This window comes from Cobetia sp. ICG0124, assembly GCF_004006355.1.
Taxonomy (GTDB): Bacteria; Pseudomonadota; Gammaproteobacteria; order Pseudomonadales; family Halomonadaceae; genus Cobetia; species Cobetia marina.
In genome coordinates this window covers 1,520,879-1,542,521 of sequence record NZ_CP024893.1, presented here as the reverse complement: position 1 = coordinate 1,542,521, position 21,643 = coordinate 1,520,879, and the positions used below count along the sequence as shown (strand labels likewise).

General features: G+C 60.5%; 24 protein-coding genes and 1 pseudogene. 4 read left to right on the top strand and 21 right to left on the bottom strand.

Annotated elements, in window-relative coordinates; translation table 11 throughout:
* Both CU110_RS07125 and CU110_RS16775 read right to left on the bottom strand, forming a co-directional pair.
* Entirely contained in the window at window positions 1-666 is a 666-nt protein-coding gene (locus tag CU110_RS07125) for an LrgB family protein (RefSeq protein WP_346427176.1), read from the bottom strand.
* Between the two features lie 100 nt (window positions 667-766).
* Window positions 767-946, bottom strand: a pseudogene (locus tag CU110_RS16775) (CidA/LrgA family protein); the annotation flags it as partial.
* A 121-nt stretch (window positions 947-1,067) separates the two neighbouring features.
* Between CU110_RS16775 and CU110_RS07115 the strand changes: the two are divergent.
* Both CU110_RS07115 and CU110_RS07110 read left to right on the top strand, forming a co-directional pair.
* Window positions 1,068-1,820 (top strand): PAS domain-containing protein, encoded by a 753-nt coding sequence (locus CU110_RS07115; RefSeq protein ID WP_164850304.1) that lies wholly within the window; start codon window positions 1,068-1,070, stop codon window positions 1,818-1,820.
* Window positions 1,821-1,864: 44 nt separating this feature from the next.
* The gene (locus CU110_RS07110) at window positions 1,865-3,334 is read left to right on the top strand and encodes an EAL domain-containing protein (protein ID WP_127735171.1); all 1,470 of its coding nucleotides are present in this window, start codon (window positions 1,865-1,867) and stop codon (window positions 3,332-3,334) included.
* On the opposite strand, the gene CU110_RS07105 is transcribed toward CU110_RS07110, so the two are convergent.
* The 7 genes from CU110_RS07105 to CU110_RS07070 all read right to left on the bottom strand — a co-directional run bounded on the left by CU110_RS07105 (window position 3,323) and on the right by CU110_RS07070 (window position 12,232).
* Window positions 3,323-5,425: an HlyD family efflux transporter periplasmic adaptor subunit gene (locus tag CU110_RS07105; protein ID WP_127735168.1), complete on the bottom strand. Its 2,103-nt coding sequence runs from the start codon at window positions 5,423-5,425 to the stop codon at window positions 3,323-3,325. The genes CU110_RS07110 and CU110_RS07105 overlap by 12 nt on opposite strands.
* 3 nt (window positions 5,426-5,428) lie before the next feature.
* Window positions 5,429-6,805 (bottom strand): HlyD family efflux transporter periplasmic adaptor subunit, encoded by a 1,377-nt coding sequence (locus CU110_RS07100; RefSeq protein WP_084208527.1) that lies wholly within the window; start codon window positions 6,803-6,805, stop codon window positions 5,429-5,431.
* Entirely contained in the window at window positions 6,802-7,533 is a 732-nt protein-coding gene (locus CU110_RS07095; RefSeq protein ID WP_127735165.1) for an efflux RND transporter periplasmic adaptor subunit, read from the bottom strand. Before CU110_RS07095 ends, CU110_RS07100 begins: the two co-directional genes overlap by 4 nt.
* Window positions 7,534-7,577: 44 nt before the next feature.
* On the bottom strand, window positions 7,578-9,128 hold the full coding sequence (locus CU110_RS07090) for a TolC family protein (RefSeq protein WP_164850302.1): 1,551 nt from the start codon (window positions 9,126-9,128) through the stop codon (window positions 7,578-7,580).
* 207 nt (window positions 9,129-9,335) lie between these two features.
* Window positions 9,336-10,889, bottom strand: coding sequence for a VCBS domain-containing protein (locus tag CU110_RS07085; protein WP_127735161.1), 1,554 nt, complete (start codon window positions 10,887-10,889; stop codon window positions 9,336-9,338).
* 99 nt (window positions 10,890-10,988) lie between these two features.
* Entirely contained in the window at window positions 10,989-11,834 is an 846-nt protein-coding gene (locus CU110_RS07075; RefSeq protein WP_127735156.1) for a putative Ig domain-containing protein, read from the bottom strand.
* 149 nt (window positions 11,835-11,983) lie between these two features.
* Window positions 11,984-12,232 carry a hypothetical protein gene (locus CU110_RS07070; protein ID WP_127735153.1) on the bottom strand — a complete coding sequence of 83 codons (249 nt, stop codon included), beginning with the start codon at window positions 12,230-12,232 and terminating at the stop codon, window positions 11,984-11,986.
* A 32-nt stretch (window positions 12,233-12,264) separates the two neighbouring features.
* Here CU110_RS07070 and CU110_RS17605 point away from each other — a divergent pair, with 32 nt between their 5' ends.
* Window positions 12,265-12,387: a hypothetical protein gene (locus CU110_RS17605; protein ID WP_276317899.1), complete on the top strand. Its 123-nt coding sequence runs from the start codon at window positions 12,265-12,267 to the stop codon at window positions 12,385-12,387.
* A 26-nt stretch (window positions 12,388-12,413) separates the two neighbouring features.
* Here CU110_RS17605 and CU110_RS07065 read toward each other — a convergent pair whose 3' ends face one another.
* Window positions 12,414-12,650, bottom strand: coding sequence for a hypothetical protein (locus CU110_RS07065; RefSeq protein WP_127735150.1), 237 nt, complete (start codon window positions 12,648-12,650; stop codon window positions 12,414-12,416).
* A 29-nt stretch (window positions 12,651-12,679) separates the two neighbouring features.
* Here CU110_RS07065 and CU110_RS17600 point away from each other — a divergent pair, with 29 nt between their 5' ends.
* Window positions 12,680-12,808, top strand: coding sequence for a hypothetical protein (locus CU110_RS17600; protein ID WP_276317898.1), 129 nt, complete (start codon window positions 12,680-12,682; stop codon window positions 12,806-12,808).
* Between the two features lie 425 nt (window positions 12,809-13,233).
* On the opposite strand, the gene CU110_RS07060 is transcribed toward CU110_RS17600, so the two are convergent.
* The 11 genes from CU110_RS07060 to CU110_RS07015 form a co-directional block, all read right to left on the bottom strand.
* Entirely contained in the window at window positions 13,234-13,593 is a 360-nt protein-coding gene (locus tag CU110_RS07060; protein ID WP_240665512.1) for a hypothetical protein, read from the bottom strand.
* A 203-nt stretch (window positions 13,594-13,796) separates the two neighbouring features.
* On the bottom strand, window positions 13,797-14,021 hold the full coding sequence (locus CU110_RS07055; protein WP_127735147.1) for a VCBS domain-containing protein: 225 nt from the start codon (window positions 14,019-14,021) through the stop codon (window positions 13,797-13,799).
* Between the two features lie 115 nt (window positions 14,022-14,136).
* A complete protein-coding gene (locus CU110_RS15730) occupies window positions 14,137-14,313 on the bottom strand; it encodes a hypothetical protein (protein ID WP_164850301.1) in 177 nt (58 codons plus the stop codon).
* 2 nt (window positions 14,314-14,315) lie between these two features.
* Window positions 14,316-14,807 carry a VCBS domain-containing protein gene (locus tag CU110_RS07050; RefSeq protein WP_127735144.1) on the bottom strand — a complete coding sequence of 164 codons (492 nt, stop codon included), beginning with the start codon at window positions 14,805-14,807 and terminating at the stop codon, window positions 14,316-14,318.
* 98 nt (window positions 14,808-14,905) lie between these two features.
* Entirely contained in the window at window positions 14,906-15,184 is a 279-nt protein-coding gene (locus CU110_RS07040) for a VCBS domain-containing protein (RefSeq protein WP_164850300.1), read from the bottom strand.
* The gene (locus tag CU110_RS15720) at window positions 15,168-15,320 is read right to left on the bottom strand and encodes a hypothetical protein (protein WP_164850299.1); all 153 of its coding nucleotides are present in this window, start codon (window positions 15,318-15,320) and stop codon (window positions 15,168-15,170) included. Before CU110_RS15720 ends, CU110_RS07040 begins: the two co-directional genes overlap by 17 nt.
* A complete protein-coding gene (locus CU110_RS07035; RefSeq protein ID WP_127735138.1) occupies window positions 15,307-16,104 on the bottom strand; it encodes a putative Ig domain-containing protein in 798 nt (265 codons plus the stop codon). The genes CU110_RS15720 and CU110_RS07035 overlap by 14 nt, the downstream gene beginning before the upstream one ends.
* Window positions 16,091-17,314, bottom strand: a complete 1,224-nt coding sequence (locus CU110_RS07030) for a VCBS domain-containing protein (RefSeq protein ID WP_127735136.1) — start codon at window positions 17,312-17,314, stop codon at window positions 16,091-16,093. The genes CU110_RS07035 and CU110_RS07030 overlap by 14 nt, the downstream gene beginning before the upstream one ends.
* A 41-nt stretch (window positions 17,315-17,355) precedes the next feature.
* Complete coding sequence (locus tag CU110_RS07025; RefSeq protein WP_127735133.1) at window positions 17,356-17,862, bottom strand: hypothetical protein; 507 nt, start codon at window positions 17,860-17,862, stop codon at window positions 17,356-17,358.
* Between the two features lie 44 nt (window positions 17,863-17,906).
* Complete coding sequence (locus tag CU110_RS07020; protein WP_127735130.1) at window positions 17,907-20,861, bottom strand: cadherin-like domain-containing protein; 2,955 nt, start codon at window positions 20,859-20,861, stop codon at window positions 17,907-17,909.
* A 279-nt stretch (window positions 20,862-21,140) separates the two neighbouring features.
* On the bottom strand, window positions 21,141-21,581 hold the full coding sequence (locus CU110_RS07015; RefSeq protein ID WP_077375822.1) for a phosphotyrosine protein phosphatase: 441 nt from the start codon (window positions 21,579-21,581) through the stop codon (window positions 21,141-21,143).
* Between the last annotated feature and the right edge of the window lie 62 nt (window positions 21,582-21,643).

The following is a 21,643-nucleotide window of genomic DNA, read 5'->3' as shown; positions in this document are numbered from 1 at the left end:
TTACAACCCGAACAGATGGACCAGCGGCGGCAGAATGAAGGCCGTCAGGAGTCCCGTCAGACCCATGGACATGCCCGCGAAGGCACCGGCCAGGGTGCTGAGTGAAGAGAAGCAGTAAGCCGTGCCGATCCCATGGGCAGACAGGCCCATGGTAAAGCCCTTGACGGTATCATCACGCGCACCTGACAGCCGCAGCATCAGCGGTCCGATCACACAGCCAAGCGTCCCGGTCAACAACACCAGTCCTGCCGTGAGTGAGGGAATGCCGCCGAGCTTTTCCGCGATCCCCATGGCGATCGGCGAGGTCACCGACTTGGGTGCCAGGCTCAGCGCCACCGGTGTATGCGCCCCCAGGACCAGTGCCAGACCGAGCGTGGTGGTCACTGCAGTGGTGATACCGACGCAACAGGCCGTCAGCAGAGGCCAGAGCATCTGCTTGACGCGGTCAAGATGATCGAACAGCGGCACCGCCAGTGCCACCGTCGCCGGCCCCAACAGGAAGTGAATGAACTGGGCGCCTTCGAAATAGGTCGCGTAGTCGGTATCCGTCAGCCAGAGAAAGCCGATGATCAAGGCAATCGACACCAGCACCGGATGGGCAAGAGACGCGCCACGAGCCAGGCGGTTGATCACGGTCGCCAGCAGAAAGGCCGCCAGCGTCAGCAACAGGTGCAGCAGCGGAGAGGCACTGAGATAGACCCAGAGAGCATCCAGAGGGGCGAGATTCAGAACGACGATCTATCAGCCGCTGCAACAGCCAGGCTGTCACGAACTGCGTCACGGCGATGGACACCACCAGGGTCACCGCGATGGCGAGCAGGTCCTGAGCGATGAGGTCCAGATGCACCATGACCCCGACGCCTGCCGGGACGAACAACAGCGAGAGATGTGCCAGCAGGCCATTGCTGGCAAGCCTGAGACTGCCGGGCACTCGTTCACGCAACATGGCGCGGAGCAGCTGACGTTGACCGGCATCGTTGTCCGGTTCGGTGAAGGGGGATGGCATACGCTTCTATATCGGACTGCCACTGCATGATGCCACTGGCGCTGTGGTCGGATGCATGAGCATGTTCGACACCTCTCCACGCCAGTCGCTGCCCGACGATGACACCCTGGCGCGGCTTGATCAGCTCGCTGGAATGATCAGCGAGGCGCTGAAGCGCCTCATGCAGAGTGCCCAGCTCAGTGCAGCCTTGCGCGACAGCTATACCCGCGCCAACTGGATACTGCGCAGCATTTCCGATGGCATCATCGAATGGCAGCTAGGCAATGAACGCCTGACGATATCGCCACGCCTGGAAATGCAGCTGGGCTACAGCGCCGGAACCCTGGACAGCCGACTCGAGGCGCTGCATGAAAGAGTCGCCCCCGAGATGCGCGAAGAGTTCCAGGCGCTTCTCGCGATACAGCGCCTGCAGGAAACCCCGTTCAGCATCGAACTGCGCATCCGCACCCGCCAGGGAGACTACCGCTGGTTCAAGTTGCGTGCGCAGTTCCAGGTGCGTGATGACGCGCCCTATCGTTTCATCGGCTCTCTGCTCGACATCCATCAGCAGCACATGGCCGCCGTGGCACAGGCCGACAAGCTATGTCGCTACGAACGTCAGCAGGCCGTGCTGATACGACTCGGCAACGCCCACCATGCCGAGGGCGCTGGGCTCGAAGACCTGATGCCATGGATCTGCCAGCAGGTGGCGGATGCCCTGCAGGTACGCAAGGTCAGTTTCTGGAAGATGAATCCCGAGGGAACCCGGCTGTCACTGAGTCATGTACACGACGGTGAACTGCCTGCCCCGCACGATGCGACATCCGCGAACTGATCGAGCCGGAAGACCTGGCATCGCTGCAACGACGCCACCTTGCCTTGATCGAGGGCGGTATCAGTCACTTCACCCAACGCTGCCGCTTCCTTCATGCACGGGGCAACACGGTGCATGCCGACGTCAGCGTCTCCTCCGTCGATACCACCCCGGTGCAGGACGGCTATACGCTGGTCGCTCTGGTCGACAAGACCCATAGTCACACCATGTCCCAGCGACTGATCCATGAAGCCAACCATGACAGCCTGACAGGACTTCTGAACCGCGCCGCCTTCCGTCGCAGATTGACGCAGTTCTGTGACGTCGTGCGCGAGGACCACTCGCAACATTGCCTCGCCTATATCGATCTTGATCAATTCAAGGTCGTCAATGATACCTGCGGACATTCCGCGGGCGATGCCCTGTTGATCCAGCTGGTTGACGTCATCGGCAATGATCTGCGCCCACAGGATCTTCTGGCCCGTCTCGGGGGCGACGAATTCGGTCTGTTGATGCCCGGCATGACACTGGACGAAGCGGAACCGCTGCTGGAGCGACTGCGCCAGAGCGTGGCCAATTTCCGATTCATGTGGGACGACAAGCTGTTCAGCGTCAGCGCCAGTATCGGCCTGGTCAGCATCAGCAACGGCCAGAGTGATCCGCATCATCTGCTCAGCGCTGCCGATGCCGCCTGTTATGAAGCGAAGGACGCTGGGCGCAACCGCGTGCATCGTCATAGCGTGAGCGGAGACGAAGTCACTCAGCGGATGGAGGAAATGCACTGGGTCGCCGAAATCACCGCCGCGGTGGAAGCGCAACGTCTCGTGCTCTATCATCAGCCCATCGCCAGCACACGCACCAGGCCGGGCACCCCTGATGAGCAGCACTATGAGGTGCTGGTGCGCATGCTGGGGCGTGACGGCAGCATCATCGCCCCCGGGGCCTTCCTGCCCGCGGCAGAGCGTTATGGGCTGGCTGCCACCATCGATGAATACGTCATCCGGCATTATCTGGCCTGGCTGCAGTCGCAACCTGCCCACCTGGCCAGCCTGACACGGGTGTCGCTCAACCTCTCGGGTCACTCCATCAGCAGTCCCAATTTCCGCGACATGCTGGTCAGCCTGGTACGTGACAGCGGGATTCCCGGCCACAAGCTGTGTTTCGAGATTACGGAAAGCGTGGCCATCACTCGCCTGGGCGATGCTCGCACCTTCTTCGATACTCTGGGAGAGCTGGGGTGCTACTTCGCACTGGATGATTTTGGCAGCGGCGTATCGTCCTTCGGGTATCTCAAGAGCCTGCCGGTGAATTATCTCAAGATCGATGGTGCCTTCATTCGTGACATGGACACCAATCGTGTCTCCTACGCCATCGCGCGCGCCATCGCCGAGGTGGCCCGCGAAATGGGCATGCAGACCATCGCGGAATTCGTTGGCAGCCAGGAGGTACTGGCATGCGTGACGTCCATCGGGGTCGACCACGTCCAGGGCTATGCCATCGGCAAGCCTTCACCGCTGGTGGCATCAGAAGCCTGATTCGCGGCGCCAGACCCCCACCACCTCACGCCAGGTCCGACTCAACAGACTGCGGGCCTGAGTCTTGACCTTGACGACACCGCGGCGTCCGGGAATCGACTGGGCAAGTGCCTTCGCGGCATCCACCGGCGCCAGTGTCACTCGATACAGACTGCGAACCAGCTCCAGCTGACCTTCCTTTCCCTCACGTACCTTCAACTCCCCACCGTAGGGCACCGCCATCTCGGGCTGCTCCAGAATCGCGGCCGACTGGGGGTCCACGCCGACGACACGCATCTCGATCGGCGCCCCCACTGGCGCGAGGGGGTAGAACCAGGCGCTGGCATCCGGTGCAATGCGCAACACCTCCTCTTCCTCTACCCAGGCCGTGAGCGTCACCTTTTCAGGGTTGCGCAACGTCATCACCCATTCCCCCTCTCCAACCCAGCCGCCCTCCCTCAAGGCGGGATTGAGCGAATGGACCTTGCCGGTGAATGAGGCCACCAGCTGCCCTGTCGCCTGCTCGGCCTCCAGAGCACTGACACGCTGGCGCTGAACGTCAAGATCGGCCTGGATGACCGGACTCTCCTGCAACAACCTGCGATCCAGCCCGCTGGCAGAGCGACGCCAGTCGAGCTGTTGCACGCGACGCCTGGCAGTGGCAAGCCGTTGGGCGACTTCCGGCGCACTGACCACCGCCAGAGACTCACCGACGGTCACATCATCTCCCTGAGCGACCTCCAGGCTGATTCGACCACCAAAGGGCGCTTCGAGGCGTGTCGAGGGCTGCTCCAGCCAGCCCGGGAGACCCAATTCACCTTGCCACGGCCACACCAGCAGTCCGCCGAGCGCCATCAAGATCACACAGGTCCTCAACAACGCCAGATTGGCACGTGGCTTGCGACCTTCACTGAACCAGCGCCTAATTTCATTCACGATTGGCCGCATGATGAAGTACCAGATCTCGACGGCGAACAATACGATGCCGAGAAGCTTGAAGAAGAAGTGATAGACCGCCAACGCGATCCCGAGAAACAGCAGCAGGCGATATACCCAGACTCCCATGGCAAAGCCGACCAACGCACGTTGCGGACGTTCCGGAGGCACTTCCTTGAACCCGAACAGCCACTCACGCAGCTGCCAACGTGCCAGCGCCTGTGAGCGGGGTTCAAGATTGGGCTGACGCCAGGCATCGGAGAGCAGGTAATAGCCATCAAATCGCATCAGGGGATTGAAGTTGACCAGTGCCGACATGATCCAGGTCGTCGTCGCCAGCCAGAAACACAGAGTGCGCACCATCCCCTCGGGCAACAGATGCCAGCTGAGCAGGGCCAGCACCGCGATGGATAGCTCTACCGCCACGCCCGCGACGTCCACCTTGACGCGATCCTTGGCATCGGTGAGGCGCCAGGCATCGCTGGTGTCGGTATACAGCACCGGCCAGCCGACGATGAAGGCCACCCCGATGGTGGGAACGCGCACTCCCTTGGCCTTGGCCACGAAGGCATGCCCCAGTTCATGCAACACCTTGACGAAGACCAATGCCGCCCCGAGCGTCAGCCATCCTCCGACAGCGCCCAGCGCGGAGAAGCTCGCGATGAACGTATCCAGCTGCCGAATCGTCAACCACACGCCGAGAAGCCACAGCACGCATAGACTCCAGAAGAAGCCCTTGCTGCCCAGCCAACGTACCTTGTTGACGTGGCGACTCAACCAGCGATCAGGATTTGCCAGCGGGATGCGCACGAACAGGTAGTGATGCATCAACCACTTGAGGCCCTTGGGGCGAGATTCGAGACGCCGTTGGTATCGCTCCTGCTGTCCTGGATCGCCCCGCACCAGATCGTGCTGCCGCAGAAAGTCCGACAGGGCACGCAGCTGCTCTCCGGGAACGTCACGCCCCAGACTCTCGCTGGCCTGCTTCGCGGCGACCGATTCCCGGCCGCCGCGTATGAACGGCAACAATTCGATGGCCGCTTCTCCCAACCGGTAGAAGCGCTGTGCTACCGGGTCATGCAGCAACCAGCGACGCTTTCCATCCCGATCCTGCTCGACGGGATGAAGCTTGAGGTCCTCACGCAATACCGCCAGGGGGGGAGTCTGAGAGATCATGATCTACCACCCGATCCAGCTACGCAGCGTGGCCCAGGGGCGACGGAAGAGGTAATAGCCAAGCGTGACCTGCTCGCCTTCCACCTTGGCTGTCCCGCGCCAACCGACGCGTGGCAGGTTCTCGGCATCGTTCAACAGGGCACGCGCGCGGTAGGCAAGCTCACCGTCCGGTGCGAGCTCTGCGCGATAATTGACATGCGTCAGACTGGCATCGCGGACCTGGGAGGGGTCGACATTGAGGAACAAGGACACCTTCGCGCCTTCCGGCAGCGGGATGTTGTCGGCACTCGGCAGCCAGATTTCCACCTCAGCCCCGCGAGTGTCGGCGACTTCCAGCAGACGCTCGCCCAACTGGACAGGCCGCCCTGCCCAATCGCTGGCATCCCCGATGATCGCCACACCGGCTCGAGGCGCCTCTACACGGACTCGCGTCAATTGCTGCTCAAGAAAGTCGACATCGGCACGCGTCTGCTCCACTCGTGCCAGCAACAGTGGCACTTCCGCGCTGGCATCCCGATCAGTGAAGGCGCGCTGACGGGCACGGGCATATTCCGCCTGCGCCACGGCCAGTGCCTGCCGGGCTTCCGCAAGCCGTCCCTTGAGTTCGGCGTCGTCCAGCCTGGCCAGCAACTGGCCCTTCTCCACCGGATCATTGGGCGCCACGGCCAATTCCTTCAGCACGCCATCCAGCGGTGAACGAATGAGGCTGCTGACCTGAGGAACGATCTCGGCCTGCCCCAGTACCGACAGTCGCACCGGAATCAACATCAGCAAACCCAGCATCACCACGATGGCTCCCGTCAGCAGGCGCTTGCCCACCGGAGAGCGCTTGCGCCCGGCATGACGCGCAAGCACATGCTCAGCCCCCTGCACCCAGTGGGTCAGCAGTCGCTGCTCCGCCTCGTTCCACGGCTTTTCCCGCAACAGCAACAAACCGCCCTCGAGCCGGCCTCGCCAGACCATGGGAATCCAGACACCTTCGCGCGGCCAGTATTCACTCCAGTCGGCCCCCAATGCAGCATCCCGCTCGGCGAGACGCTCGGGCGTCAGCAGCATCAGCTGATCCGGCGAGGAAGCAGAGGCGTCATCGACGCGTCTGGAGACATCACGCCGATCAAGCTCGAACGTCTTGAGGACTCGCCTCACCCAATGCAGATAGGGGCTCTGCTGCTCGACATCCGTCGCGCCTGAGTGAGCGGAAAGCTTGCCATTGGCAACCAGCAATATCTGGCGCGCCGGAAACAGATAACCGGTGTCGTTGACCAGCACATACTCGGCCTCCTTGCGCCCCTTGGCGCTCATCAGACGCTTTTGCAGCGTGATGAGGCCGGCCAGGCGATCCGTGGTGACACTGCCTGGCATCTCGACCCGCCGATTCATCGTGATGCCTCTCCGCTCTCTTCGGCATCAAGGCCTGATGGATTCAGAGAGGGAAAGCGCACCTCACCACTCATGCCGGGCTTGATACCCACCCCCGGCTTGGCATCCGGCCTCGCGATCACCTTGAGGGTCTGGCTGACAGGGTCGATGCTGTCCACGACCCGGACGATCTTGCCGGAGAGCTCGGCGCCCGTCGCATCTGCGGTGAACGTCATGGGCGTGTCGCTTCCTACCTGCCCCAGCCACATCGCAGGTATCACGGCTTCGATCTCCAGCTCGTCGGAGCTGACCAGTTCCAGCATCGGCTCTCCATTGGAGACGAATTGATAGGGGTTGACGACGCGCGAGATGACTTCGGCATCAAAGGGTGCAGTGATGGTGCAGTCGCTCAGGTAGACATCAGAGAGCTTGACGGAAGAACTCGCCTCATTGACTGCCGCTCGTGAGAGATCGACATCCAGCTGGCTGACATTGTCATAACGCGCCAACTGCTTGTTGACCTTGTACTGTGAGCTGGCCCCCGACAGGCGCGCACTCGCAACCGCTCGCTCGGCCTTCAGGGAGCGGCAATCAAAACGCACCAGGACCTCGCCCTGCTTCACTTCTTCCCCAACGCGTCGATTGACCTCCAGCAAGCGCCCCGACAGCGGCGCTGCCAGCATGGTGGAGTTGACGGCACTGACCTGCCCGCGAACGGTCGGTTGCTCCGCGGCGTGAGCCTGACCCATCAGTCATCATCAGCATCCCTGTTGAAACAAGATGGGAGGCTAGTTCAGAGACTGGCCTGACCGTCCTGTGCATTGGTTGTCTCGGACTGGACTTCCAGCCAGAGGGCCGGATCCTGCAACGGCAGACTGCCACCAGACCATTGCTGGAAGGAGGCATCCAGATTGCTGGCCAGGGTATCCACGTCATAACGCTGATAATCCTCGGGCACCGGATTGAAGCCCAGACTGAACAGGAAACCTCCATAGGCATCCTGCGCATCGGCATAGGCCAATGAATTGCTCAACACCGAGTTCAATGCCTTGGCCTGGTTTAGCAGGGATTGCGTCCCCGAGATCGCACGGCTTGCCCGCGCCTGCTTGCTGAAGTCCGCGATCTGCTCATCCAGTGCCTGGAATCGCTGGGCGATACTGAGACTTTCCAGCGAATTATGGTATTGCTGCCAGCCAAGATTGACGCGGGCCAACGTCGCCATGTTGCTGGCCAGACGACGAGCCTCCACCATCTGATCACGCGCCTCGTTCTGAGCCTTGATCTCATCGATGGCAAACAGACGGAAGATATTCCAGCTGATCCTCACCCCTGCCTGTGCCCAGGTATCGTTGTACAGATAGCTGTTGCTGTCGTAATTGGCGCTGTAGGAGAACTCCAGCCCCGGCAACAGTCGCACCATGCTCTTGCGCGCTTCACGTTGCGCGATACGGGCATTGTAGAGCTGGCCGACGTATTCCCCACTGTTGGCCAGCGCGACACGCTCCAGCACATCCAGGTCATTGGAAGGCAACGGAGGAAGTGCCGGCAACTGGCTCGGCGCCTGCAAGGGGATCTCGACATTGGGGGCCTGATTGATCAGGCTGGCCAGTTCGATCTGCGAAGTCTCGACGGAACGCTGCAAGCTCTTGAGATTGCGCATGATGGAGAGCAGCTGGCGCTGCTCCTGCAGGACATCCAACGGCGCCCGGAGTCGTTCGCGCTGGATCTGATCCAGCTGGGCGAGCGCCTTTTCGGTGTCTATCAGCAAGGCATCGATGCGCGGCTTCAACTTCTGCGTCACCGCGGCCTTCCAATAGGCGCTGCGCGTCTGCTGAAGCAGCTTGGCCATGATGTCACGCCGGGCATTCTTGACGATCAGGAAGCGGTCCGCCTCCTGCTTGGCCTTCAGGTAGCTGACACCGAAATCCAGCACGTTCCAGGAAAGACGTAGATCGGCATCGGTACGGTCCTTGTCGACAGAGGTCGACTGGGCAAGGCTCTGCACGCCGGTACGCACGTTCTCGCTCGAGGAGGCATCTTCATTGTTGCGGCTGGTGAAACCGGCATTTGCCGCCAATACCGGGAGCATGTCCATCTTGGCCAGATTGAAGCTCTGCTCGGCCAACGCCTGTTCCATCAGCTTGACGCGATTGTCGAGGTTGTACTTCAGCGCGCGCGCCATCGCGTGATTGAGATCAAGTGGCTCGGTGATGGCCGGTGTCATCTGCTCGAAGAGCATCTCATCACTCTGGATGGCGGTCGCGATATCCTGACGATCCAGAGGCTCAGGCTGTACGGTGCCGCAGGCTGACAGCGCCAAGCCTGCCGCGCTGATGGCAACCATCGTCGCCAGAGTCTTGAGACGACCCTGTCCGCGTGGTTCAGGCAGTGCTCGGGTGGATCCAGCTGTGTTGTATCCCGTCATGATATCGCCTTGTTCCCTTGCTCTTGTTCACCCACCCCTTGGTATGGGGCAGGCAGACACCTTGTATTAGATAAGCTCACTTTCGCGCTATCGAGAGCTTGGTGCGGTTTATTCTGTTAACGATAATCAAGAAATTTCTGAATCATCACTCAACAACGCCATCAGATCGGCCAGCACGTCTGCATGGTCGTGACTGAACCCGTCACGTCCGGCCACCTTGAGCATCTCGGAGAGTGGCACGGCACCAGGTACGCTGGCCTGATCCTCACCATTGTCGGGAGCAGGTGTACCAGTGATTTCAGTGCTCGGCTCTGCTTCATCTTCCTGATGCCCTTCTGCCGGCGGCTGCTCTTCACCGTCGTTGGCGAGGTTGCGGTAATACTCGAGGCTCTCTTCCTCTTCCTGCTCAGGCGTCAGATAGATGACAAAGGTGGTACTGGCCTCGTTGCCGGACTCATCGCGACCGATGACCTTGACGTCGACTCGCTCAACGCCGAGAGACAAGGCCAGCGCCCGATTGACACGGAAGTTGAGGGAATCACTGTCGAACGCGACATAGTCGGGCAACGGCGACCCATCAGTTCTCGTCGCTTCAACCTTGATCTCTTCATTGTTGGTGCTTTCAAACGCGCCCGCCGGCAGCGCAAATTCATACACGGATTCATTGGCCACGACATCACGCAGGATGATGGTCAACTGAACCGGTTGAATGCTCGGAATATCCACCAAGGTGGAATCGCTGAGCGGTTGGAAGAGCTCTCCATCAGACTCCGGAAGGAAGGTTGCTTCGCCCTCATCCGATCCAGCACTTGCCCCGCCCGCCGGGGAACCGTTACCAGAGAAGCCTTGCACTGGCGCCACCGTCACCACGGGCTCCGGTACAATGTTGTCGCTGAGACCAGCCACTCGGATCGTCAACTCACCGACTGCCGTGCCCCCTTCTCCATCACTGACCACGTAGCTGAAGTCATCCGTCACCTGCTGACCATCGTCGAGGGATTGGACGACATCACTCGCGTTGTCCAGCACATAGTTCCACGTGCCATCGGCAGCGATGATCAACTGACCGTAAGTGCCCTGGATCACGGTGTCGCTGTCAGCGACGGCCTTACCATTGACGCTCGCAATGAGCAGTGAATCGCCATCGCCATCGACAGTCACCGGCTCGCCATCAGCATCGACCAGCAGGCTGCCCTCAGCGGTGGTCTCTCGGTCCTCGGAGACGTCAGCGCTCTGATCCAATGCCTGCGGCGCAGGATTCCCTATCTCGAAGGTGAAGGTCGTGGTGACAACCAAGCCATTCTCGTCAGTACCAGTCAGCGTGACGGTGTAGATGCCGTCGTTGTTGTCACCGCCGGTGGAAGCATCCGCTGACAGCGTGCCGCTGATCTCGCCGGTGATCGGGTCGATCACCAGACCGTCCGGCAGGTTGTCGACGCTGTAGGTCAGCTCCGCACCCTCGTCGACGTCGGTGAAGGCGCCGGCAATGGTGAACGGTGTGATCGTATCGCCGTCATTGGCACTCTGATCGGCCGGCTGCGCCCCATCGACCAACACCGGCGCATCATTGGTGCCGTTGATGGTGACGGTGAGCAGCGCCGTGTCGGTGCCGCCCTGACCATCGGAGATCGCGTAGGTGAAGGTCTCGGTAATCACCTCGCCTTCCGTCAGCGCCTGCACCGCTGCGAGTTGCCGTTATCCAGTGCGTAGGTGTAGCTGCCGTCTTCGGCGATGGTGACGCTGCCGTAGCGGAGATCTCGTAGGTGAAGGTCTCGGTGATCACCTCGCCTTCCGCCAGCGCCTGTACCGCTGCGAGTTGGCATTATCCAGCGCATAACGGTAACTGCCGTCTTCGGCGATGGTGACGCTGCCGTAGGTACCGGCGACCGGCGTGCCTGCGGCGGTGTCAGTACCGGCATTGGCGCCAGCACCGATACCACTGACGGTCAGCGTATCCGTGTCGTTATCCGTATCATTGCCGCCATCGACATCGACGTCATCCATGTCGGTGTCCGGTTCCGCATCGCTGAGCACGTTGCCGGTCGTGGTGCTGGTGTCGCTGGTCGCGACGCCCTCATCCAGCTCGGCGGTGTTGTCGAAGGCTTCCGGCGCGACGTTGGCCACGGTCCAGGTGAAGGTCGTGGTGACATCCAAACCGTTCTCGTCGGTGCCGGTCAGCGTGACGGTGTAGATGCCGTCAGCGTTGTCACCGCCAGTGGAGGCATCCGGGGACAACGTGCCACTGATCTCGCCGGTAGTCGGATCGATCACCAGGCCGTCCGGCAGGTTGTCAGCAGAGAAGCTGAGCTCTGCTCCGTTATCGATATCAGTGAAGGCATCCGCGACAGAGAACGGTGTGATGCGGTCACCATCGTTACCGCTTTGATCTGCCGGTTGAGCACCCTCCACTAACACCGGCGCATCATTGCTGCCATTGATGGTGATCTGGACGACCTGCTCGGCAGTGGCGCCCTGACTGTCAGTGACGATCACGGTGTAATCCAGCACCAGGCTCTCGCCCACTGCGAGGTGATCGAAGGCTTCGCCAGCGACACTGCTGCTGTCGAAGGTCCAGTTCAGCGTGCCGTCATTGGCTTTCGGTATTGGCGATGATCGCGTCGGCATCGACGGAGAGCATGCTCGAGCAGCTCGGCATCGTTGCTCAAGCCATCAGTGGTATCACCGGTGGCGGTCACGGTAGTGACGCTTGGCGTGACGTCATCGGTGGTGTCCAGATCGCTGACAGACAGCGTGCCGCTAGGTGGTCAGCGGTGTCATCCGTCTCGGTCAGCGACTCGCTCGCGCTGTCGTCGCCTTCGAGGGCAATGACCGGCGCATCGTTGCTGCCGTTGATGGTGATCTGAGACGACCTGCTCAGCCGTTACGCCCTGGCTGTCGGTGACGACCACGGTGTAATCCAGCACCAGGCTTTCGCCGACGGCGAGGTGATCGAAGGCTTCGCCAGCGACACTGCTGCTGTCGAAGGTCCAGTTCAGCGTGCCGTCATTGGCTGTACGCAGCATTGGCGATGATCGCATCGGCATCGACGGAGAGCATGCTCGAGCAGCTCGGCATCGTTGCTCAAGCCATCAGTGTCACCGGTGGCGGTCACGGCCGTGACGCTCGGCGTCACTTCGTCGGTGGTATCCAGATCGCTGACAGAGAGCGTGCCGTGTAGCGTGGAGAGCGTATCGTCCGTCTCGGTCAGCGACTCGCTCCGCGCTGTCGTCGCCGTCGATGGCAATGACCGGCGCATCGTTGCTGCCGTTGATGGTGATCTGAGACCACCTGCTCAGCGGTCACACCCTGACTGTCGGTGACGACCACGGTGTAGTCCAGCACCAGGCTCTCGCCGACGGCGAGGTGATCGAAGGCTTCACCGGCGACGCATTGCAGCTGTCGAAGGTCCAGTTCAGCGTACCGTCGTTGGCTCGACACCATCGATGATGGCATCGGCGTCGACGGAGAGCATGCTCGAGCAGCTCGGCATCGTTGCTCAAGCCATCGGTGTCACCGGTGGCGGTCACGGCCGTGACGCTCGGCGTGACTTCGTCGGTGGTATCCAGATCGCTGACAGAGAGCGTGCCGTGAGGTGGTGAGCGATATCGTCCGTCTCGGTCAGCGACTCGGCCGCGCTGTCGTCACCTTCGAGGGCGATGACCGGCGCATCGTTGCTGCCATTGATGGTGATGCTGGACGACCTGCTCGGCAGTGGCGCCCTGGCTGTCAGTGACGACCACGGTGTAGTCCAGCACCAGGCTCTCGCCGACGGCGAGGTGATCGAAGGCTTCGCCAGCGACACTGCTGCTGTCGAAGGCCCAGTTCAGCGTGCCGTCATTGGCTCGACACCATCGATGATGGCATCGGCGTCGACGGAGAGCATGCTCAGCAGCTGATCGTTGCTCAAGCCATCGGTGTCACCGGTGGCGGTCACGGCCGTGACGCTCGGCGTGACTTCGTCGGTGGTATCCAGATCGCTGACAGAGAGCGTGCCGTGAGGTGGTGAGCATATCGTCCGTCTCGGTCAGCGACTCGGCCGCGCTGTCGTCGCCTTCGAGGGCGATGACCGGCGCATCGTTACTGCCATTGATGGTGATGCTGAGACGACCTGCTCGGCGGTTGCGCCCTGGCTGTCGGTGACGACCACGGTGAAGTCCAGCACCAGGCTCTCGCCGACAGCGAGGTGATCGAAGGCTTCGCCAGCGACACTGCTGCTGTCGAAGGTCCAGTTCAGCGTGCCGTCATTGTCATTGCCACCATCCGTATCGGTATCCGGTTCCGCATCGGTCAGGACATTGCCGGTGGTAGTGCTGCTATCACCGGTTGCGATGCCCTCTTCGAGGTCCGCCACGTTGTCGTAGGCTTCCGGCGCGACATTGGCCACGGCCCAGGTAAAGGTCGTCGTGACAATGGCGCCATTCTCATCCGTCGCGGTCAGGGTGACGGTGTAGATGCCGTCATCGTTGTCACCGCCGATGGAGGCATCCGGAGACAGCGTGCCGCTTATCTCGCCACTGGTCGGATCAATCGCGATACCGTCCGGCAGGTTGTCCGCAGAGTAAGCTCAGCACGGCATCGTTGTCGACGTCAGTGAAGGCATCCGCGACGAAGAACGGCGTGATGGTATCGCCATCGTTGTCGCTCTGATCCTGCCGGCTGTTCGTCAGTCACCAGCACCGGCGCATCGTTGGTGCCGGTGATGGTGATGGTCACGACCTGTTCGGCCGTCGCGCCCTGGCTGTCGGTGACCAACACGGTGTAATCGAGTTCGAGCGTCTCACCTTCTGCCAGACAGTCGAGATGCATCCGCATCAGCGCGTCACCCCCGACACTGCACCTTCGACACTGCTGCCCGCAGCACTGCTGCTGTCAAACTCCCAGTTCAGCGTACCCTCGGTGGCTGGCGTCACCGATGATGGCATCGGCATCAACAGAGAGCATGCTCGAGCAGTTCAGCATTGCTCAGGCCATTGGTGTCACCGGTAGAAACGACGGAGGCGACGCTGGGGGTCACTTCATCGGTGGTATCGACATCACTGACCGACAAGCGTGCCAGACGTGCATTCAGAGTCGCATCGGTTTCCGTCAAGCGAAGCGGATGCATTGTCATCCGTCATCAATGTCGATAACCGGGGCGTCGTTGGTGCTGTTGATGGTGATGGTGAGCAGCGCGGTATCAAAGCCGCCCTGGCCATCGGAGATCTGGTAAGTGAAGGTCTCGTTGAGGCTTTCCCCGACAGCTAGCGCCTGAACATCCGCGTTGGTGTTGTCCAGCGTGTAGGTGTAGCTGCCATCTTCTGCAATGGTGATGCTGCCGTAGGTGCCAGTCACATCAGTGTCAACGGCACTCGTGTCAGTCCCGGCGTTGGCGCCAGCACCGATACCACTGACGATCAGAGCATCACTGTCATTGCCGCCATCGACGTGCACATCGACGTCATCCTTGGTGTCCGCATCGGTCAGGACATTGCCGGTGGTGGTGCTGGTATCGCCAGTCGCGACGCCCTCTTCGAGGTCCGCCACATTGTCGTAGGCTTCCGGCGCGACGTTGGCCACGGTCCAGGTGAAGGTCGTGGTGACGGTGGCGACCATTTTCATCCGTCGCGGTCAGGGTGACGGTGTAGGTGCCATCAGCATTGTCACCGCCGATGGAGGCATCCGCAGACAGCGTGCCGCTGATCTCACCGGTGGTCGGATCAATCGCGATTCCGTCCGGCAGATTGTCCGCAGAGAACAGACTCGGTCAGTGCAGCGGAAACGGAGTCATCACCTTCGATGGCAATGATCGGTGCATCGTTGGTGCCATTGATGGTGATCGAGACGACCTGCTCGGCGGTCGCACCCTGGCTGTCAGTCACGAGGACGGTGTAATCCAGCACCAGGCTTTCGCCGACGGCGAGGTGATCGAAGGCTTCACCAGCGACGCTCGAGCTATCGAAGTCCCAATTCAGGGTGCCCTCATTGGCTGACGCCATCGATGATCGCATCGGCATCGACGGAGAGCATGCCCAGCAGGTCGGCATCGCTCAGGCCATCGACATCGCCGGTCGTGGCCACGGATTCGACACTCGGCGTGACGCTGTCCGAGGTATCCAGATCACTGACTGACAAGGTGCCAGACGTGGCGAGGGTATCGTCTGTCTCGGTCAGAGATTCGCTCCGCGCTGTCATCACCGCCCAGGGCAATGACCGGGGCATCATTGGTGCCATTGATGGTGACGGTCAACAAGGCGGTATCGAAGCCACCCTGTCCATCAGATACCTGATAGGTGAAGGTCTCACTGAGCACCTGACCGACCGCGAGCGCTTGAACGTCCTCATCGGTGTTGTCGAGACTGTAGGTATAGGAGCCATCGTCCAGAATGACGACGGAGCCATAGTTGCCGGACACACTGTCACCCGCAGACGAGAACGCGGCCGGCACTGCACCGAAGGCGACACCACTGACGATCAGAGCATCATCATCGTTACCGCCATCACTGTCGGCCTCATCATTGGCACCGGCACCAGTCGCGCCCAGCACATTGCCGGTGACGTCGCTGGCATCGCTGCTGGCGACACCTTCATCAATGAAGGCAGCATCGTTCTCGGCGACAGGATCGACGTTGGCAACGGTCCAGGTCAGCGTGGTGCTGACATCTGCACCGAATTCATCCGTGGCGGTCAGCGTGATGGTGTAGACACCCTCCACACCGCCCTGAGAGGCATCGCTGGTCAGGGTGCCGCTGATTTCACCGGTAGCGGAGTCGATGGACAAGCCAGCCGGCAGCACATCAGCGCTGTAGGTCAACGTTGCGGTGGTATCGATGTCCGTGAAGGCGTCAGCCACCGTGAAGGGCGTGATGGCCTCACCGTCGACATTGGATTGATCTTCCGGCTGGTCATCCGGGAGCATCCTGAGCGCCGGTGACAGTGATGGTCAGGGTATTGCTGGATTCAGCGCCGTTGTCATCACGCACGGTGTAGGCAACGGTGGTGGTCGCAGCCTCACCCACGGCGAGATCATCGAAGTCGGTGCCCGGCGCAAAGACATAACTGCCATCCGCGGCGATGGCGACGCCAGTATCCGCCACAGCGACCGGTGCATCATTGACGCCGGTAATGGTGATGCTGACGGTGGTCTGGGTGACACCGTCCGCATTGGTGACCGTCAAAGTATCCGTCAGGGTGGCACCCAGGTTGAGCTGCTGGATGACAGACTGAGTATTGTCGGCACTGTAGGTCCAGTTGCCATCGGCATCGACAGTCAGTTCGCCGTAGGTGCCGGTCACGGTCTCAGCGCTGAACTTGTCTTCCCCGGTGTCGCCACCGGTGCCAGCATCCAGCGTGCCACTGGTGGTCAGCTCATCATCCGCTGACACATTGGTGTCTTCGGTGACATTGCCGGTGTCCGGGGTCAGCGTGGGAATGTCATCCACACCATTGACGGTCACGCTGACAGTGGCGGTAGAGACACCACCCTCGCCATCGCTGACCTGATAGGTAATGGTGGTGACGGCACTTTCACCTTCAGTGAGGCCATCAAAATCGGCGCCCGGATCAAAGCTCCAGGTGCCATCGGCGTTGACCGTGAAGGATCCACCGGTGCTGCCCGAGACAGCGCTGCCGACTCCGGCAGTGTTGCCATTCACCTGAGTGATGGTGAAGTCGGCAGTGGGCGTGTCCAGGTCGGTGTCGTTGTCGAGCAGACTGGTAGTGTCAGCGGTGGACAGCGCGACGCCTTCATCGGTTGAGTCGGCATCCGCCACGGCCACCGGGTCATCGTTGTTGTCGACGACTTTCAGATAGCCGGTCAGCGTATTGCTGGCCAGCGAGTCGCCGTCGATTTCGGCCAGTCCATCATTGTTGCCGTCATTGACGACCACGGTGTAGGCGCGTGTGTCGGTGTCGGGGTCATCGCTGGTGTTCTGGTAGGTCAGTGAATCGATCAATGCCGAGACCTGAGCTGCCGTGGTACCGGAGTCGAGCGTCACCGTCAGGGTGCCGTTGACCAGAGTCGCGCTGGCGAAGCCATCAAGAGAATCATCGACCGAGAACACATCGGCATCCGTCGCCGCATCGATGCTGACCGTGATGGTGCCGCCACCGAAGTTGTCGCCGACCAAGGCAGTATCGACATCCGAAAGCGACGCGCCTGATACCAACGCTACCTCGGCACTGCCGGTGCCTGCGCCATCATTCTCTGCAACAGAGATGGCAAAGGCTTGGGGCGCCGTGCTACCAGTGAGCACCGGTGCATCATTGATGGCATTGACGGTGGTGGTGAGCGTGGCGGCGGATGCGACATCCGACCAGATACCTTTCTGATCAAAAATGGAAACATCAACACGGGTTCCGTCAGTACCGGCTCATCATTGACGGCAGTGATGGTGATATCTGAGGTGGCGGCCGTGGTGAGAGCGGTGCTGTCACCATGAAGGTCGGTATCCGTCGCGGTGACGGTCAGCGTCACAGTGCCATTGTCATTGGCATCCGGCTGGTACTGGACGTTTGCCAAGGCGGTCGCGAGCTCTTCCTGAGTTCCCACCAGGGTGATGGTGTCAGTGCCATCGTTGCTGACAGTCACATCACCCGCATCCGTGAGCTGCAACGTGCCATTCGGGACGCTCAGCACGGCGGTGATATCGGTATCGAAGCTGTCGGCATCCGTCACCGTGATGGTGCCGATATCCTGATAGCCGCCGTCTTCGGTCACGGTCATGGCTGCGTTGAGGCGATCTCAGGCGAATCATTCAGTGGTGTAATCTCGATACTGAACGTCGCGACTTCCGTCGTCAGCGGCCCATCACTGACGGTAAAGGTGAAGTCGTCGGCGCGAGTTTCCCCGCCATCGTGCACATATTCCAGCAGACCATTGTCGATATCGGCCTGCGTGAAGGAGCTACCCACACGCAATATCTTGCCATTCAGCGTCAGATTGCCGTTTTCCGGCAGGCTCTTGATCACGAAGGTCGACTGACGCGTGGTGTTGTCGCTATCAACGGCTTGCAGCAGGCTGTTGTCGATGACAGAAGACTCACCTTCCCCCAAGGTCAGCACATTGTTGGCGGAGGTGGACGATTGATCGAATGCATCGACGACGGTCTGATCCGCAGCATCGGAAGTGAGCGGGATCAACGGCGCATCATTGAAAGGCGTCACGGCAATGGTGACGTTGCCGATATTGGACACGACACTGGTGTCGAGTCCGTTGTCAGTCGGTGTAGAGGAGTTCGTCGCGAAGGTATCAGACGGCGCTGCCAGGTCATCCCGCACGATGAATGTAAAGCTGTCGTTCAGGGAGTCGACACTTTCACCACCATCGTGGACGTAACGCAATCCCCCTGACTGGCCATCCGCCTGTGCGGTCAGAATCGCCTGGGAGTACCAGACATCGGTGGAGGCTGCCTCCCAGCTGTCGCCATTCCAGACCTCGAGTGATCCTCCGCTCAGTTCGGTGCTGGTGATCTGGAACCAGAGGTCATCACTTTCACCCTCGCCGACCAGATCCTCCAGACTGCCATCCACATCCGACATCACCAGATTGGTGATACGAACGATGCCGTCCGTCGTATCGGTCTTCTCGAGCAGACTGACACTCGAGTTACCCACGACCGGCGCATCATTGACGGGTGTTGCGTCGATGGTGAAGACATCAGTAATGGGGTCAAGCGTGGCGGGATCCTTGTCGAGGTCCGTCGGCAGGAGGGTGAACGTGAAGCTGGACTCATGACCTTCGCTGCCATCGTGCAGGAAGGTGACCAGCCCGTTATCGATATCGTCCTGGGTGAAGCTGCCGAAGTCGGAAATCGCCTGACCATCCAGGAACAGCGTCCCGTTGGTCGGTATGTTCGTCACGGTGTAGACGATCTGGGTCGCAGGCAGCACGTAGCCGTCCAGCTCGGCGCCATACTTGAGCATGGCGTCTGAGATGACCACCGCAGAGGAAGCAGGATCGGACGTGCTTTCGCTCACGGTGACGCCGGTATTGTTCACTTTTTCGGCATAGATGGTCTCCTGTTGCTGCTCCCCGGGGCCACCGGCCACATTGTCAATCAGGAAATTCAGCGTGCCGACGGTCGGTGAATCCGTACCGCCCCAGGTCCCTGCGTCTCCTGCCTCTTCAAACGCCTTGAATTCGGAATCCACCAACGTGAAGGTGAAATCGTCCGCGGTGCCACCAGTGCCATCCACGAGGGTCTGTTGATAGCGGACCTCGCCCGCCGTGACCTGCGCCTGCGAGAAGGTGCCACCCACCGGCAGCTTGACCCAGTCAGTCCCATTGAGAATCTGGATCTCACCAAAGCTCGGCAAGGTCTCGATCTTGTAGCTCAGCTGATCATCGGTGCTGTCAGGATCTATCGCGTTCAGGGCAGATGCATCGATCAATACCGCCTCGCCAGTGGCATCCAGCACCTCTGTGGTGGGCGTCAGCGTCGGGTCATCGTCATTCTCGAGAATGCTGATCTCGACGGTGCGGTCACTGGAAAGCTCATTTCCCGCCCCTTCGCCACCGCCGGCGTCGGTCACCCTGAGGGTGAAACTGGGCAAGTCATCAACGTCCGGTTCATCGCCATCATGGGCAAATGACAGGTACTGGAGCTTGTCCGCGGTAAAGCTGGCGGCATCGCTCGAAGGGCTGGAGATGATTTCATCCGCATCCGCGATACCGTCCTCGTCGAAATCCAGGTAGAGGGTGCCACGGTCCGCAAGATTGCCCAGGTCGGTGATCTCCACCGTGGCATTCTCGGCAGCATCGGCATGGCCGGACTCTTCATCGGTGTAGCTCAGGCCAAGCCGAGCATTTTCGCCCTCGAACTGCTGCGGGTCGCCCGTGATGGTCGGCGCGGCATTGTCAGGAATCAGCTCGATATTGAGAGTATTGGAGGCCTCACCACCCGCGCCATCCACCACCGTGATGGCGAAGCTGTCATTGTCCCCGACGGCGACATCGCCACCGGCATGGGTATAGATCAGCTTGCCGAGCTGGTCGGCATCGAAACTTGAACCAATCGCTACCGGCGAACCATTGAACGTCAGCGAGCCGCCCGACGGCAGGCTATCGATCTCGATGATCAGCTGGTCGGTGTCCTGCTCACCGCTGACGATATCCGGGTCACTCAGACCCAGCGCCTCGATGGAGAAGGTGAAACTCCCCGCTTCCGTGACCGTCGCTCCGCTGTCCCCGAATACCGGGTCATCGTTCACTGGCGTCAGAGTGACGACGAAATCGAGGCTGCCTCGGTCAGGATCCACGACGCCGTCCGTGGTTTCCGTGAGACTCAGGCTCAAGGTGATATCGTCGGTGTAATCCGCACCGGGAGTTACCACGAGATTCGCGAGCTGAGCGGTGATCTCCTCAGCCGTACCGGTCAACGTGGAGCTGCTGCCGCCATCATCGAAGGCTGCCCCGGCATCAGCCGCTGCCTGATCCAGATTCAGCGTCAGCGAGTACTCATCCGTGGCGTTGCCTTCATCGTCCACATTGCCACTGTCCGTGACACTCAGACTCGACAGACTGAAGCTCGAATCCTCCGTTCCCGACAGCGTGGCGCCATCGCCGGTGGCCTTCACCTGATCACCTTGACTATCGGCGCCCTCCGCAATGGTCACGGCGGCAGCGGCATCCAGCAACAGACGAGGCTCAAGAGCCTGGAGATCGAGTTCGCGCATGGATGGGCACCATTGTAAATTTGTGAAATTATCAGTTACACAAAGATACGTTATGCCTTGCGTCGAATGGAACGTAACAAAAATTCACGTTCCTTCCACGCTTGAGAATTCGATCCATTGAAACAGTCAAAATTTCAGGATCTTGGATCAAGAGGTACTCGCAGATCAGTCCCATGGTGACTGTACCAACATGAAAAAGAGACTAAGCGCATCGCACTTAGCCTCTCTCTAAAAACTATACAGGTCATCTTTTGGATTTCGACAAAAGCTGGACCTTGGTTACGACAGTTTCTTGACCCACAGCGCCGCAGCGTCCACGAGTTTCTGGTGCGCGTGCCGGAAGGCCTCTTCACTCTTGCGATAGGGATCCGGAATCTCTTCGCCCTGCCCCCCCGCCAGCCAGCGGCCGAACATCATCGTCTTGCCACTGACTTGCGGGGCCATCTGGTTGATGGCACGACGATGACCATCGCTCATGACCAGAATCAGATCCGCCGCCGTCAACATCTCGACCGATACCTGCCGCGCACGATGCCCATCAACCTCCAGACCGGACTCGAGAGCGAATCTAGCCGCCGTGGGTTCGACAGGATGATCGACCAATGCGCCCACACCCGCCGAGTGAACCGTCTTGCCCGGCAACGCTTGCTTCAGCAGTGCCTCACCGACCGGACTGCGACAGATATTGCCGGTACACACCACCAGAATATTGTTGAACACGCTGACTTCCTCTTCCTTGTGACGCTTGCACTCATGTCGATGGCCCGGGGGGAGACGCTTTC